This window comes from Arenimonas sp. (assembly GCF_019459675.1).
Taxonomy (GTDB): domain Bacteria; phylum Pseudomonadota; class Gammaproteobacteria; order Xanthomonadales; family Xanthomonadaceae; genus Arenimonas.
The window spans coordinates 1-14,346 of record NZ_JAIBFH010000235.1 but is presented as its reverse complement, the minus strand read 5'-3'; the positions used below and the strand labels follow the sequence as shown (position 1 = coordinate 14,346).

Sequence of the window (14,346 nt, the reverse complement as noted above, 5' to 3'; positions counted from 1 at the left end):
CACCCCCCCCCCCCCCCCCGCGGCCGGGGGCCGCTTTCTTGGTAAAGAGCTGAATGATGACAGATCCAAGAGAGATCTTTGTCAGACGAATTGATCTTGCGTCAACGAGAGTGAAGCCCTTCGAAGGGTTTGTCTTTCTTTGTGGCGGCCCTCAGGATTTGACCCGACCAACACCTGAGTTGTCGGTGAGGCATATCCTCTATAACGCGATGACATCAGGCAGATACGCGGACTTAGCAGCCCGGCTCAAGCTCGCGGAAGACATTCAAGACTGGTATCGAGGCGGCACATATTCCGATCTCGTCACGTTCGAGGAGCACCTCGCGAGTCTGTCCTCGGTAATCGTCTTGGTGGTGGAGAGCGCAGGATCAATTGCAGAGCTCGGTGCTTTTTCCGTGACGAACGCAATAGCCGATCGCCTGATGGCGCTAGTTTCCGAAGCCCACTTCGAAGAGGATTCGTTTATTCGACACGGCCCAATTAGTCGCCTTGAGTCGAGGACCGGGCGACGCGTGGGCGTACATCCGTGGCATGAACTCGGGCTCGGCGGCCGACTAGTTGAGAATTTTGAGCTCATCAGGGATGACGTGCCGGCTATTGTCGACGAAGTACGGACGTTTTTGACTCCCGCGACAGGTGAAAAGGTATTCAAAGCGTCCGATCCGTCGCATCCGATGTTGTTGATATGTGAACTTTGTGAATTATTTGGTGCTCTGTCTGAGAATGAGATTAGGGACTACCTCGAGATAGTTCGATGCGGGATAGTCCGTGAGACCGTTTCGCAGTACTTGTTCCTCTTGGAAAAGTGCGGGCTTCTCCAACAGAAGGCACGAGGCAACGGGCGCTATTACTACGCACCGGGATGGCGTTCTCATATCGTTTTCGGCTTTTCCGATGGCGCGGGCGTTGATCGTTTTCGCGTGGCTACAGATGTCTTTAACTATTACAAGGTTGCGAACAAGACGAGGTTCGACGTCGTGAGCCGACTTCGGGGTGCGGCATGAGTATTGGAATTATTTCTCACGTTGTCTCGGAGACCGGACTCTCGAGGCCCTCTTTGGCGAGAGTCGCGCAGTCTGCCGGGCATCGGTTCAAGATCTACAATATTCCAAAGAAGAATTGAGGCCTTATGTTGGTGGCACAGCCGGCGCGGGAGGTGAAGGCAATTCAGCGCGCTGTCGTGCGATTCCTTCTCCCTCTGTTGCCAGTGCACGAGTCTTCAACGGCATATGTGGCTGGCGCTCGTCTAATCGACAACGCCGATCCACATGCGGGGTGTCGATTCATTCTCAAGTTTGATTTTGAAAGTTTTTTCCCGTCAATTGATGATCTGGCTATTCGGGCTATGTTGCAGGGGATGCTCGGACAGAAAATTTCGGAGGCTGAGATAAACTTTGTGGTGTCGTGTTGCCTTTGGAGGGCCCCCGCGGCTCGTCGCCCTGGTCTGTGTATCGGGGCACCCAGCTCACCTTTTTTGTCAAACGCGGTAATGTTTGAGATCGACCATGGAATTGACGCGGAGTGTAAGGCTCTGGGGGTTGTGTACACGAGGTTTTCCGACGACGTCACCTTTTCGTCTGATGATCCAAGTAAGCTTGCAACCATAGAAGCCGCTTTTCGACACGCCTGCACGTCGGCTCCATATCCTCGATTGCGAATTAACGAGCGAAAGCGAATTTTTGCTTCCCGAGGCTCAGCTATGCGAGTTACAGGCTTAACATTGACGAACCAAGGTGGCGTCTCGGTGGGAAGATCGAGGAAGAGGGGGGTTCGAGCTGCGGTGTTTGATTTTGTGAATGGGCGCCTTGATGAGGCGCAGATCGCGAAGCTGCGTGGTGAGTTGGCTTTTGTACTTTCTATAGAGCCGGACTTTCGTGATGTGCTGTTGCACACCTATGGTCCGGCTGCACTAAGGGTTTTGCCGCGCATTCGGTGACACGTCACTGTTCTTCAATCGCTAACCAAGCTGCTTGACTATCTTCCCATACGCCTCAACGTTATCCCCGCCAATCCGTGTTTCCTTTGTTCCCGTCACCTCGCCGACGTTGCTCTCCGAGCCCATCAGGGGCTCGGCATCCACGGCAGTCTCGCGTACGAAGGCGTGGGTTTTGTTGGTAACGAGGTAGTGCCATTGTCGCTCAGCGGGTGCCTTGTAAGTTCAGGTGCTCTGCGTCCGAGCTCAGGCCGCGATCGAAGCTTCTTGCGTGGCGCCTCTCTCCGAAGTGGAACAGGCTAGCGCCATGCGTTTTCGCGCGCTGCCTGCTTTAATCGGACTTAAGCTGTTACAGCTGAAAACGCCGCATAAAGATCGCCAGGCAGTGGCTCGGCGAGCTTCCATACGAACGCAATCGGACGTTCGCCTAGGTGAGAATTGTAAATGGCGGGCCCCAGTAGCCAGAACGCGCGGTCGTCTGTGGAGACCCGGGCGAAGGGCAGGATGGTGCTCCCCCGTTCGGAATGTTGGCGATACCGCAGCCCGGTTTCACTTTCCGATCGAGTTGTTGACTGGCTTTCCCAGTGTAGAAGCTCGCGACTGATTGCATAGTCCCGATAGCGGGTTGTTGGCGAGAAATGGCCGCTTGTCTTATCGAGGGTAATTGTCAGTAGATCGACCTGCTCTTTCGGGAGCCAACGGGTGCCTTCGCGCCACTCCGGGGTCTTGAGCGTTCGGCCGTCCGAGAAGGCGGCCAGGATTTCGCGGCGGGTGTACCGCGCGTGCACGAGGAGAGGGGTCTCTGGGTGATTCGCTAGGGACGGTTGGACGTGATCGATTCGGTCCGCCAGGACTTCCATCAGCTGGCCGAGCTCAACTAGTACCTGTGGGTGTTGCCAGACCAGCGCGGTAGCCTCAGTGAGCGTGTCACCTGGCTTGGCGACGCTTTCGGTAAGTACTGAAAGCAACATATGGAGCAGTCGCCGATCGTGCAGGTTCAATGTTTCAGGATCAGGTCCGGGCCAATTGGCGGCCCATTCGCGGTATTGCTGAATGCGTAGCGGGTCGTCTAGGTGCAGCAGCCGGCCAAGCGCGCGCCGAAGCGGCACCTCTGCTCGCCCTTCCGGCGAGGTGGGCAGGCCGCCTTCAGCCAGTAGGTCAGACCAGCTGTGGTTGCCGGAATAGACGTCATCAAGCGCAAGCCCCGTTTCGTTGAGGAAACGCTTGAGCGTAATCTCCTTGCTGCCATCGGCTACGCGCTGCAGTTCTCGCGCCTTTGCCGGCCAGGTTGAGGGCAGGCTTTCCCGTATGTTGTCCAGCACGACCTTGCTTGCGACTGCGTCGAGCTCCATGTGGCAGCCGCTGGGCAGGAATGGGAATCCCGCTTCAATCTGTTTGGCCAATTGCTTACGGCCGCCGCCTAGCAGGGCGCCATACCGGCGGTGCAGTTGAAACTCCTTGTGATGATGCCCAACGAAGTCAAGCACCGTGCAGACGGACTTGCCGGCTTCGCGCCGTAAGCCTCGGCCAAGTTGCTGGAGGAACACTGTCGGACTGTCGGTGGGGCGAAGCAGGATGAGGGTGTCAACGGAGGGGACGTCAATACCCTCATTGAATAGGTCTACCGAGAACACCGCCTTCAACTGGCCGTTGGCCAGATCTGCAAGCGCTTGCTGACGCTGCTCGTTCGGCGTGTCGGCCCAGACTGCCGTGCTTGTCAAGCCCGCTGCGTTGAACTCGTCGGCCATGAAGCGTGCATGCGACACCGAGACGCAGAAGCCGAGCGCACGCATTGCTGCGGCGTCAGTTACCGTCTTCACGACGTTTGCGATGATTCGTCGGGCGAGCACTTTGTCGCCCGTCACCAGGTTGCTTAGCTCGGCCTGATCGTAGCCTCGACCCCGACGCCAGCTCACTGTCCGATAGTCCACTCCGTCGCTGATGCCGTAGTAGGCGAAGGGGCAGAGTCGGTGCTGGTCGATCGCGTCCCACAGTCGGAGCTCGGCAGCAATCCGGCCATCGAACCAATGCAGGATCGGCTGATCATCACTGCGCTCGGGCGTGGCTGTGAGGCCCAATAGCTCGCGCGGCTGAAGGTGGCCGAGGAGTGCTGCGTAGGTAGGCGCAGCGGCATGGTGGAATTCGTCGATGATGACCACGTCGAAGTGCTCGGGGTCTAGCTTCTTGACGCCTGAGGCGGTAAGACTCTGGATCGACGCGAAGACGTGTTCGAACTTGCTAGGCCGATCGCCGCCGACCCAGGATTCACCAAAGGCCGCATCGCGCAAGGCGTGGCGGAAGGTAGCCTGGCTCTGGTCGAGAATCTCCTTGCGGTGAGCCAGGAACAGCAGTCGCGCCCGCGGAAGTCTGTTGCGCAGTCGCACGTAGTCCAAAGCAGCCATAACTGTCTTGCCGGTGCCGGTCGCAGAGACCAGCAGATTGCGATGCCTGCCCTGCATGCGGGCCAGTTCAATCTGTTCGAGCAATCGAGACTGGAAAGGTTCGGGGCGAAGCTCAACAGGGCTCAGAAAGATGAGCGGCCCCGTTGTCGTAGTTCGCGTCAACTCCTTGAACTCGTCGGAGTCAAATGGCCGGAACTCGTCGCTAGCCCAGTAGCTCTCGAAGATGGCGCCGAACTTATCGATGACGTCGGGATTCCGCGCGCCCGAGACGCGCACATTCCACTCCATTCCGGTGATCTGGGCGGAGTGGGTCAGATTTGAGGATCCGATGAAGGCGGTCGAGAACCCGGAGGTCCGATGGAACAGCCATGCCTTGGCATGTAGGCGGGTAGTGGACGTGTCGTATGAAACGCGGACATGTGCACCAGCCTTCGTCAAGGTCTCCAGCGCAGCTAGTTCCGTGGAGCCGGTGTACGTTGTGGTAAGCAGCCTGAGGGTGCGGCCTTCATCAATGTGCTTCCGTAACACCTCCATCAGCGGACGAATGCCGGTCTGGCGGACGAAGGCCATCAGTACGTCGATGCGATCCGCTGATGGAATTTCGGAGACGATTTGAAAGCCCAGGCGCGGTTCGCCTGGCGCATTGGTTAGAAGGGTGGTGTCGAGTAAGGGCGTAGCGGGAAGCGCTAGTTCCTCCGGAGCGCCATCGGGGCGTAGGCCGACAATGGCACGCAAGACATCGCCCGCGATGGAGGCCAGGTCTCCGGGAGCCACGCCCCGACCGGCATCGATCAGCAGTTCGCCGACTTGCCTGGCCAGCTTGATCCCTACTTCAGACCGCTGCTTTGCATCGAGGCCGGATATGGCCCGCCGGATCAGGGTACTTAGGTGAAGTGCAATCCGGTCCGGTGCTTCTTCGGGGTCCAGGCGTCCGCGGATCGGCACGACATTGGGCCCGAGGTCCAAGAGTTGGCCCTCGAGCGCCGCGGTCACGAGTTGTTCGTACAGGCCACGACGTGAATTCCCCATGGCGCCCAGGCTACACCAAGGGAGGTGTAGATAAACTAGGCAACTGTTGTCTTCTAGCTGGTTGGCGGTACGACTCCGATTCGTTCCCCTATCTAGGGTAGACGCGGTCTCTTGTGGCCAATCGCCAACACTGGTTTGATACGATCGACAGCCCAATTGGCTCGGCCGCCCATGACTTACACGATGTTTGTAGTCCTTGTTCCGATCTCTCTTCTCATCGTCGCTTTGTTTGTCTGGAAGTGGTTTCGTGATCGAGACGATAGACGTGATCCTGTCAACATAAAGGTGCTTCGTGGCGCTGGCGATGGCATACGCGAGAAGCTCCAGCAGCATTCCGACTCATTCGACTCGGCGTTGATCCTGTCGATCCTGCTTGGGCCGATCGTTTACATCACTTGGGCCAATCGCTGGATGTCTGCCAGCGGGCTCACGTTGAGTGACTATGGCTGGGGCTGGTTCGATTTCTCCTTGCTGGCTATGGGTTCAGCCGCACTTATCGGCAGCTTCATCCGCCTCATCAAACACGCGAGCGCCGCAAGGAAGTACCGCCAGGGGCTCGCTGCCGAGCTTGCTACGGCCCAGTGCTTGAACCAGGTCATGGTGGAGGGCGGGCTGGTCTTCCACGATTTCCCGTGCGACGGCTTCAACATCGACCATGTCGTCATCGGCCAGAGTGCCGTTTTCGCGGTCGAGACGAAGTCGCGGTTGAAGCCCGGAAAAGGCGGAAAAGACTCCGCGAGGGTAAGTTATGACGGGACGAAGCTGGTGTTCCCGTCCCATGTGGAGACCAAACCGCTGGAACAGTCGCGTCGTCAGGCTGAGTGGTTGGCCAAGTTTCTGGCCAGTGGGGTGGGCGAGACTGTTCGCGTCGTGCCGTACCTGGCATTGCCCGGCTGGTTCGTTGAGAACAAGGTTCCGCGGCCCGGCGTTCTAGTGGGGAATCCGCGCAACCCAATGTTTATGGTGCGCGACGGCTTCGGCCCATCGCTCGGGGAAGCCATGAAGTGCCGTATTGCTCATGTGCTGTCGGAGCGTTACCCGGCAAAATCTGGCTGAAGCGTCTGCCGGCGCAATTTCGAGGCGCCGATGCGCTGCAACGCGGCACTGATCGTCCACCTGAATCGCAGAAAAAATTGGGCCCGAAACCATGCAGCAACTCGCCGACACTTTCTGGAACCTTCGCGGCGTGCATCGCATCGCCGGCCTCATCGACATCGGCACGCACATGTCGGTGGCGCAACGGCCGGGCGGCGGCTTCATCGTGATCGACGGCTGCACGCTAGAGGATGAGGCCCGCGAGGCCCTGATGGCGCTGACCGGCCAAGGCGCTCGGGTCGAGGCGGTGATCCACGTCCACCCGTTCCACACGCTGCACGTCGAGGCGACTCACGCCTTGCTTCCGCGCGCTGTGCTTTATGGCACGGCCCGCCATCGCGAGCGGTTGCCTACGTTGCCCTGGGCCGGTGCGCCGGTGGAAGCGTGGGGCGCCGACCATCCGCTCGCCGATACGCTGGACCTGTCGGTGCCTGCCGGCGTCGACTTCGTATGCGTGGACGAGAGCGTGCACGTGGCGTCCGTGCTCGTGCGGCACCGGGCGAGCGGCATCGTGCATGTTGATGACACGCTTAACGTACTCGCCGCGCCTGGGTCCTTGGGTGAGTTGCTGCCGCAATCTTCGCTGCGGATGCACCCGATGCTCGGCAAGGCGCTGAAAACCGAACCCGGCGCCACGGACGCTTACGCAGGGTGGGCCCGCGACCTCGCCCTGCGCTGGGCCGACACACCGATCGTCTGCGCCGCGCATTCGGCCGTGCGAACCTTGGCGCCGGGTGGCTTCAGGGAGGAGGTCGAGGCTGCGCTAGCCAAGGTGTCGGCAACGCTGGAGAAGCACCGCAAGCAGTACGGCTGATTGTCACCAGCTCAAGCCTCGCACGATCGAGCTGGCCGGGGCTGCAGCTGTAGTGCGTTGCTTGCGCTAACGGCCCTGCAAGGATTGCCCATGCCCATTCGCGCCCTTCTCGCCTGTGTACTGCTGCTGGCTGCGGCTTGCGCTCACCACGTGTCGACGCCGCCCGTCGCGGAAAGCGACGCCGCCCTCGAAGCCCGCATCGCCCGCCTTCTGAAGGCCCAGCCGCTGGTGGATGGTCACAACGACCTGATCATCAGCTATCTCTACTGAGACTGATGGACGCGAGCGATTCGTCGAAGTGAAGACCACGGCGTTTTCAAAGTCCTCGCCTCTCTACATCAGCCGCGACGAAGTCGCCTTCTCGGAAGATCACGCGGATCGCTACAGGCTGTATCGGCTTTTTGAGTTCCGCGATGCGCCCATGATGTGCGAGGTGGTTGGCTCGATGAAGCAGAAGCTGATCTTGAACGCGGCCACTTATCAGGCGACGGTTGGCGGCTAGATTCGCAGCGGCAGAGTGCCCCTGCACGCCGGGTAGGTCTCACAGCCAAGGAAGCTGTCGCCTGTGCGCCGGTTCTTGCGCTCCACCAGCTTGCCGCCGCACGTCGGGCATGCCGGGGCGACTGCGGCCAGCGCTGCCTCGGGCGCGAGGTGGGGCAGGGCGGGCGAGGCCGCCATCTGCTGCATCAGCCCGCCCAGCTCCCTGCCGGTGACCAGGCGGATGGGCTTGCCGGCTGCAAAGGCCGCGGCGTCTGGTGTGAACTCCCCGATGCAAACAATCCACACGGCATCGGCCTTGTGGTGCTGCAGCAGCCCCCACATTTCACGGACCGTGGCGACCGCCACCTGGCGCCGCCGCCACTGCTTGCACTGCACGAGTTCAACGCGGCCGTCCTTGCGCAGGGTGAGGTCAATGCCGCCGTCGGGACCGCCGCCTCCGGTTTCCTCCACCCGATAGCCCTGCCGGTGGAACCATTCGGCCACCAGGCGCTCGAACTGTCGCCAGTCCAGGGATGCCAGCCCGAGATTGCGGACCTGATCGTCGAATAGTCGTGCGCGCTGGCGCTGCTTCAGGAAGGACAAGCCCGCACCCACCCAGCACACCAGCAGGGCGATCCACGCCCAGAAAAGCACGGGGCCATCGGCCAACCCTTTGCCCAGGGCGATGGCGACCTCATTGCCCGACCGGTTGAAGTACCACGGGATGCAAAAGCGGATCGCGAGGAAGGAGGCCACGCCAAGAAGAATTCCAACCGGCCAAGGCAGGGCCGCCAACAGATCCAGGGCGCCCTGTCGTTTCTTTCGCGCCACAGCGGTCTCTCCGGGGTTCCTATTACACAAACTATACGCAGCAAGACTGGTCCACGGCGCAGAGCTCGCTGCGTTGGATTGAAACAGGCGTGCACAATCAGCAGAATGAAACGGCGCGCCATTTCGTATTGCTGCCATCGACCGCACCGAGGGACTTCATCATGTCAACCGTTCGCAGCCTCATGGGTTTGGCCATCTTGGTGGGGATGCTGTCCGGCTGCGCAAAAGGGGAGTCGGACCAAGCGCCTCGTCCCGACCGCGCCGGTGCCCCGCTTGACCCGATCAAGACGGCTGCCCACGTGGCGGCGGTGCACGCGGCTGCGATTGCCGGTGACCAGGACGCCGTTCGCGCGCAGATGGAGGTCGTGAACGACGACTTCCGCAGATCGATCAAACTGGCCGATCCGTCGCGTGCCGTGGACCGCGAAGGCGCACGGCAGGCGGCTCGCCAGATCGAGGGCGTGCGCTCCGTGGCGTGGATAGATCGCGAGAACCTTTTCGCTATCGTGGATTCCAACCAGGCGCGGACCTACGACACGATCGACCGGATTTGCCTGGCGCTGGAACCGTTGGGCGATACGCTGGGTGTGGTGGTCAACCTTCAAAGCGGTGCCGCCAGTAACGGTGACGAGTTGGAGATCCTGAGCCGAAACTGCCAACTGCAGCCTGGCGATCGCGCGCTGCTGTCCCGCAACCGCAACGTAGATGTGATTGATCCCAGTGTTCGGGCGCAGCATCGAGCGAATCAGGTGCTATCGCAGCAGAGCGAAGAGGACCTGGCGCGTCAGAAGGAAAGCATGCGCGCTTTGGAGGCAAATACGCCTGCCCTGTATGACTGACTGTAAGTCGATTAGCAGTAGCCCACCGCCCCAAGGAGAACCAGCCATGCCCTTCCTCGACATCACCGTCATCCCGGTCCCCACCGCCAACAAGGCGGCCTATCTCGACCACTCCCGCTACACCACGCCCTTCTTCAAAGAACACGGCGCCACGTCCGTGACCGAGTGCTGGGGAGAGGACGTGCCCGACGGCAAGCTCACCGACTTCAAGAAGGCCGTGGCTTTGAAAGACGGCGAGACGGTGGCCGTGGGCTGGATCAGCTGGCCCGATCGCGCCACCCGCGACGCCGCGTGGGAGAAGCTGATGCAGGACGAGCGCCTGGGGGCTCACGACATGCCCTTTGACGGCAAGCGCATGATTTTCGCCGGTTTCGAGGTGGTGCTGGACGGCTAGGGCCCGCGTTCTGCCTTAGACTTCCACTCCGTCGGAAAGCGCCACCAGGTTGGGGAATGAAAGTGTCCTTCAGTGGTCATGCCCCGGGCCGTCCCGGGAAGCGATGGGGTGCGGCCGTGCGCCGCTGTGCCGGGTCTTGGCGCGGCGCGTTTGCCAGCGGGGTGCTGGTATTGCTGGCGTCCTGCAGTCCCCAGCCAATCGACGATCTCGAGGTCCTCCTGCCCGACGTCTCCCTGCTGCGCACGTTCCCGGGCTGCAAGGTGGCGTCTGTTTCGCCTGCCGAGGCCTTGCCGCGCGAGTCGGATGGCAACGGCGGCTTTTACGGCGGGCGTCGCGCGATCATCCGCTTTGAGGCGGTCTGCCTCCCCAACGTGAGCGAGCCTTCGCCCTGGTGGCAGCCGTACAAGATTTCGTTCGAGCAGGGCTTCCGAATGCCGCCCGAGACGCCTGGTGTCCCCCGTGAGTGGAGTGTTGCCGACGCAAGTCCTGTGGCTGACCGGGACCCGCCCAGCCGGGCCGTGGATTCCACCGGCGAAGCCAGGGGCAAGAACTGCGCGGTCTTGCTGGACCGCATCGAGTCGGAAGCCTTGCCCTGCGTGCGCGCCAAGTCATCGGCTCTCGCGGCGCTCGTGCAGAAAGATCTGCAGCTCTACCGGGAAGCGCGATTCACGTTCAATATCCGTGGCGACAACGATCTGAACTTCGTGCGCTTGGCGCGCGACAACGACTGCCTGGCCCGCTGGCGGGAGCGACAGCGCGAGTTGGGCGTGGCCACGATGCGCTGCGCGGTGGACTGAATGACGGGCCAGCCGGGTCTACCGCACTGGCCTGGCCTCAGCCGGGTGGACCCTGGCCCGGCTCCTGGCGCCTGAAACGCTTCACGCGCGTGCGGTACGCACTCACGTTGTCGCCAGGCACCCGCGACGCACGCGTTCCCTTGATCTCATCCACCTTGTACTCCGAGCCCGTTACGGGCTTGGCGTCGACAACGGTCTCGCGCTCGAACGCATGGGATTTGTCGGTATTGCGGTAGTACCGGTGGATCGCCCAATACAGCGCCGCACCGCCCACCGGGCCCATGGCCAGCAGCCACATTCCACCGTCTTCGCTCATCACTGGCTCCAGATGATCATCAGGGCAATCGCTTCAAGGAAGGTGCCGGCCGTAAGCGCGGCCAGCAGCAGCTTCCAGTGCTGCACCGGCACGCTGCCCATGGTTTCGCCGGTGCGGCCGTTCACCGCGATGTAGTGGATCATGCTGCCCTTGCCGCCGGGCTCCTGGTAGGAATACAGCCACACCGGCAGGTACATGGCCACCCAGCGGGTGCCGTGCACGTCCAGGCTTTCTTCTTCCCAGCGCACGCCGCGGTCGAACTTGCCCACCGATGCGTGCACCTGGGCGCGGGCGATCGACAGCAGCTGGTCTTCCAGGCGCGGGCGCAGGTGGTCCACGTCGCTGTCGCGTTTTTCCGAGCTGAAGCCCGACAGGTACGACGCGTTCCACTTCACCGCATTCTTGGTGTCGAACGGCAGGATGGTGTTGATGATGTTGTTGGTGTTGACCTTGATGTCGAGCTTGCCGCGCTCGCGCGATGATTCCAGCGGCAGGTCGTCCACCGTGAAGTCCACGCTGCGCTGCACCTGGTACACGTCGGCGTCGTAGTAGGTTTTTTTCTTGTTGCCGGTGCCGCGGGTGTATTCGCGCGTCTTGATTTCGCCCTGGCCGTCCATGTGGGCGCTGGCCTTGCCGTCCACGATCATGTACGGCATGTACACACCCACCACGTTTTCGGGCGTGAACTGGTCCTTGAACTCCTTCAGCGCGAACATCTTGCGCTTGCCCACGAACTGCTGGATGCGCGCCAGCGCGTCTTCCCTCGTGATGCGGAAGGGCAGCACGGCGTCGGGCACGGCGCCGTTGGCCACCTGTTCGTTCACGCCGAATACGTGCCGGCACCAGTGGCAGCGTGCGGTCATGTTGGTTTGGGTGTTCACCGTGACCTCGGCGCCGCAGCCTGTGCACTTGAAGGTCATCAGGCTGGAAGCGTCGGCTGCGATGTTCTTCGCGCCCGACGAGATTACCGTGCCCGTCAGGTCGTCCAGGCCCTCGCCCAGCCCGAAGGCTTCCTCCACGCCTTCGCCGTGCCATTCGTTGCGGCAGTACAGGCACACCAGCATGTCGGTGCCGGCGCGCTGCCTGATGTCGGTGGCGCCGCATTTGGGGCAGTGGTTCTGGCCGTCCTTGAGCTCTTCCGCCGACGTATCGATGGCCACCGGGTCGGGGGCCAGGATTTCGTCGCGAATGGGTTTGGGCAGCGTGGCCGGGTCCACCGGGAACGTGCCCGGCAGCGGCGGCACGTCCTGCGGCGAACCCGGCCCGATGCCGGGTGGCAAGGGCGGGGGCGTGGTGTTGGCCATGGTCGCGGCTTACAGGCCCAGGGCCTTGGCTTTCGCCGCGTCGTAGTCGGCCTGGGTGATCAGGCCCAGGTCCAGCATTTCCTTGGCCTTCTTGAGCTTGACCAGCGGGTCGTCGGCCGCCGGCGCGGCCGGTGCCACCGGCTGCTGCAGGCCGCCCAGGCCGCCCAGCATGCCGCCGGCCATGCCGATGCCCACCAGGCCCGCCGCACCGTTGTTCTCGCCCGCGGCCTGCATGCCCGCGGCCACGCTGGCCTGCAGGTTGGAGTTGCCGCGCGAACCGGCCAGCGCGTCGGCGCGCTGCACGGTCTTGAGCAGTTCCTTGGTGTTGGCGTCGTACTCAATGGAAATGATGGCGGTCTTGACGATGGCCAGGCCGCGGTCGGAACTCCACTGGTAGGCATGCTCCACCGCGGCCGAAAGGCTCTTGGCGAAGCCGATCGAGTCCTGCTGCAGCTTGGTGATGCGGTTTCCCTTGGCCGGATCGTTCGTGTAGATGCTGAACGCCGGCGCCAGCGAACCCACCACTTCGTTGAATAGCTGGCTGGCCGCGGCGTTGTCGATGTCGGTGAAGTCGAACACCTGGCCCGGCTGCAGGTACTTGGCCGGCACGAAGTTCTTCACGAACAGGATGGGGTCGGTGATCTTGAGCGTGTACGAACCGCGCGTCACCGCGCCCACCTGGGTGTTGAGGAAGCCGTCGTCCCAGTAGATTTCCGACTGGGTGCCGAAGCGGTTGTCGGGCAGTTCCTTCAGCGACACGAAGAAGGCCAGCTGCTGGCCGCCCGGCTGGCCGCCGAACTTGAAGCGCTCCCAGCTCTGCTTGATCAGCGAAGACACCAGGCCGTCGCCGGCGAAGATGGACTTGGAATTGAGGTCGTCCGAACGCCATTCGTAGCCACCGGCCTCGGCCGCGAAGCCGGTGATGGCGCCGTCCTGCATCAGCAGCAGGCCGTAGCCCTCGGGCACGACGATCTTCGACCCGTTGGTGATGATGTTGGTGGAACCCTTGGTGTTCGACCCGCGCCCGGCATTGGTGCCCTGGGGCACGGCGGCAAACAGCGCGGCCGTGGCCGGCAGCCCGGCCGGCACCGTGTAGAAGTCCTTCCACTGGTCGGCCAGCACGCCGCCCACCGAACCCACCACCGCCTGCACAAGACCCATGACATCTTCTCCGTGATTCGTGGCCGGTACGGTACCGGCCATGCCCGCCGAACTATACAGCCGGGATGGCGTAGCTTGCGCTAGCCAGAAGTTGGGTTCGGCAGGCCGCGCCGGCGCTTCGAAGGCGCTGCAACCGGCATGTCCGGATTCCGCCTTCGCGTTCGTTATAGCCCTTGCTGGTTCAGGGCTTGGCCGCCACCACGCGGATGGGCCGGGTGGCTATCGTTTCGCTGTCGCGGAACACGTAGCGCAGTTCGTAGTCGCCAGGCTGCTCGGGCATCGTCAGCTTCACCTGCGGGGTGTCGTTGAGGTAGGTGTAGGACTCGTAGCTGCTGCTGCCGACCTGGGCAACCTGGATGGTGTCGAGCTGGGCATCGGGCCCGGTCCAGGTGATCACCACGGCGCTGCCGGCTGCCGCCACGTCGGGCGCGGTCAGCACCGCCTGCGCCGGCGTGGCCTGGATCGGACGCGTGGCAATCACGGACTGGTCGCGGTGCCGGTAGTGAATTTCGTATGCGCCCGGTTCGCCAGGCATGATCAGTGTCACCGACTTGCCGTTCTCGACATAGCCGTAGTCCTTCACGCTGGGCTTGCCGTCCACCGGCTGCACGATGGCGATGACGTCCAGGTGGGAAGCGGGGCCGGTCCAGGTGATGGTCACGTCTTTGCCGATGGGCGCGCTGTCGGGCGCCTCCAGCGAGGCGTCGGCCTTCGCTTCGGGCGCGGGGGGCGGCGTCGGCGGCGCGGGTTCGCTGACCACCTCGCCCAGGGCAGCCGCAAGGCTCGCGCCGTCCGAAGCCTGCAGGTAGCGACCCCCGGTGTTCTCGGCCAGGCACGCCACCTTCGAGCCTTCGGCCGGGGGCATGCCGAACCCGAAAACCAGCGCAGTAAAGTTGTAGCCGCTGTTATCAAGCGATGTTGCCAGCGCGCAGGGATCCGGCCCACAGGGTT

At 62.3% G+C, this 14,346-nt stretch carries 14 protein-coding genes; 8 read left to right on the top strand and 6 right to left on the bottom strand.

The window, feature by feature from the left end:
• Positions 1-110: 110 nt before the first annotated feature.
• Entirely contained in the window at positions 111-1,004 is an 894-nt protein-coding gene (locus K0M70_RS07985) for a retron St85 family effector protein (protein WP_290781269.1), read from the top strand.
• Positions 1,005-2,274: 1,270 nt separating this feature from the next.
• Here K0M70_RS07985 and K0M70_RS07980 read toward each other — a convergent pair.
• Positions 2,275-5,328 carry a DUF3427 domain-containing protein gene (locus tag K0M70_RS07980; protein ID WP_290781268.1) on the bottom strand — a complete coding sequence of 1,018 codons (3,054 nt, stop codon included), beginning with the start codon at positions 5,326-5,328 and terminating at the stop codon, positions 2,275-2,277.
• Positions 5,329-5,535: 207 nt separating this feature from the next.
• Between K0M70_RS07980 and K0M70_RS07975 the strand changes: the two genes are divergently transcribed.
• The 4 genes from K0M70_RS07975 (at position 5,536) to K0M70_RS07960 (ending at position 7,775) form a co-directional block, all read left to right on the top strand.
• Entirely contained in the window at positions 5,536-6,420 is an 885-nt protein-coding gene (locus K0M70_RS07975) for a nuclease-related domain-containing protein (RefSeq protein WP_290781267.1), read from the top strand.
• A 91-nt stretch (positions 6,421-6,511) separates the two neighbouring features.
• Entirely contained in the window at positions 6,512-7,273 is a 762-nt protein-coding gene (locus tag K0M70_RS07970) for a hypothetical protein (RefSeq protein WP_290781266.1), read from the top strand.
• A gap of 90 nt (positions 7,274-7,363) precedes the next feature.
• Positions 7,364-7,543, top strand: coding sequence for a hypothetical protein (locus tag K0M70_RS07965; RefSeq protein ID WP_290781265.1), 180 nt, complete (start codon positions 7,364-7,366; stop codon positions 7,541-7,543).
• Positions 7,544-7,571: 28 nt separating this feature from the next.
• Positions 7,572-7,775: a DUF3883 domain-containing protein gene (locus K0M70_RS07960; protein ID WP_343211200.1), complete on the top strand. Its 204-nt coding sequence runs from the start codon at positions 7,572-7,574 to the stop codon at positions 7,773-7,775.
• Here the strand turns inward: K0M70_RS07960 and K0M70_RS07955 are convergent.
• Complete coding sequence (locus tag K0M70_RS07955) at positions 7,772-8,584, bottom strand: restriction endonuclease (RefSeq protein ID WP_290781264.1); 813 nt, start codon at positions 8,582-8,584, stop codon at positions 7,772-7,774. The two genes, K0M70_RS07960 and K0M70_RS07955, sit on opposite strands and share 4 nt — an antisense overlap.
• Before the next feature lie 89 nt (positions 8,585-8,673).
• Here K0M70_RS07955 and K0M70_RS07950 point away from each other — a divergent pair, with 89 nt between their 5' ends.
• The 3 genes from K0M70_RS07950 to K0M70_RS07940 are packed head-to-tail and all read left to right on the top strand — an operon-like array spanning position 8,674 to position 10,614.
• The gene (locus K0M70_RS07950) at positions 8,674-9,423 is read left to right on the top strand and encodes a hypothetical protein (protein ID WP_290781263.1); all 750 of its coding nucleotides are present in this window, start codon (positions 8,674-8,676) and stop codon (positions 9,421-9,423) included.
• 46 nt (positions 9,424-9,469) lie between these two features.
• Complete coding sequence (locus tag K0M70_RS07945; RefSeq protein ID WP_290781262.1) at positions 9,470-9,817, top strand: DUF1428 domain-containing protein; 348 nt, start codon at positions 9,470-9,472, stop codon at positions 9,815-9,817.
• A gap of 56 nt (positions 9,818-9,873) precedes the next feature.
• Complete coding sequence (locus K0M70_RS07940; RefSeq protein WP_290781261.1) at positions 9,874-10,614, top strand: hypothetical protein; 741 nt, start codon at positions 9,874-9,876, stop codon at positions 10,612-10,614.
• Between the two features lie 37 nt (positions 10,615-10,651).
• Here the strand turns inward: K0M70_RS07940 and K0M70_RS07935 are convergent, their stop codons facing one another.
• From K0M70_RS07935 to K0M70_RS07920, 4 genes are all read right to left on the bottom strand, one after another.
• Positions 10,652-10,930, bottom strand: a complete 279-nt coding sequence (locus K0M70_RS07935; protein WP_290781260.1) for a hypothetical protein — start codon at positions 10,928-10,930, stop codon at positions 10,652-10,654.
• On the bottom strand, positions 10,930-12,234 hold the full coding sequence (locus K0M70_RS07930) for a TFIIB-type zinc ribbon-containing protein (RefSeq protein ID WP_290781259.1): 1,305 nt from the start codon (positions 12,232-12,234) through the stop codon (positions 10,930-10,932). Before K0M70_RS07930 ends, K0M70_RS07935 begins: the two co-directional genes overlap by 1 nt.
• 9 nt (positions 12,235-12,243) lie before the next feature.
• Positions 12,244-13,395, bottom strand: a complete 1,152-nt coding sequence (locus K0M70_RS07925) for an SPFH domain-containing protein (RefSeq protein ID WP_290781258.1) — start codon at positions 13,393-13,395, stop codon at positions 12,244-12,246.
• Between the two features lie 181 nt (positions 13,396-13,576).
• Positions 13,577-14,346 (bottom strand): hypothetical protein (locus tag K0M70_RS07920; protein WP_290781257.1); only part of this gene is annotated, 770 nt, incomplete at its 5' end.

Excerpts from the sequence above, each read along its gene's own strand:
- K0M70_RS07930 (WP_290781259.1), bottom strand. The coding sequence starts at position 12,234 with ATGGCCAACACCACGCCCCCGCCCTTGCCACCCGGCATCGGGCCGGGT.
- K0M70_RS07945 (WP_290781262.1), top strand. The coding sequence starts at position 9,470 with ATGCCCTTCCTCGACATCACCGTCATCCCGGTCCCCACCGCCAACAAG.
- K0M70_RS07965 (WP_290781265.1), top strand. The coding sequence starts at position 7,364 with ATGCCCATTCGCGCCCTTCTCGCCTGTGTACTGCTGCTGGCTGCGGCT.
- K0M70_RS07970 (WP_290781266.1), top strand. The coding sequence starts at position 6,512 with ATGCAGCAACTCGCCGACACTTTCTGGAACCTTCGCGGCGTGCATCGC.
- K0M70_RS07935 (WP_290781260.1), bottom strand. The coding sequence starts at position 10,930 with ATGAGCGAAGACGGTGGAATGTGGCTGCTGGCCATGGGCCCGGTGGGC.
- K0M70_RS07975 (WP_290781267.1), top strand. The coding sequence starts at position 5,536 with ATGACTTACACGATGTTTGTAGTCCTTGTTCCGATCTCTCTTCTCATC.
- K0M70_RS07925 (WP_290781258.1), bottom strand. The coding sequence starts at position 13,395 with ATGGGTCTTGTGCAGGCGGTGGTGGGTTCGGTGGGCGGCGTGCTGGCC.
- K0M70_RS07940 (WP_290781261.1), top strand. The coding sequence starts at position 9,874 with ATGAAAGTGTCCTTCAGTGGTCATGCCCCGGGCCGTCCCGGGAAGCGA.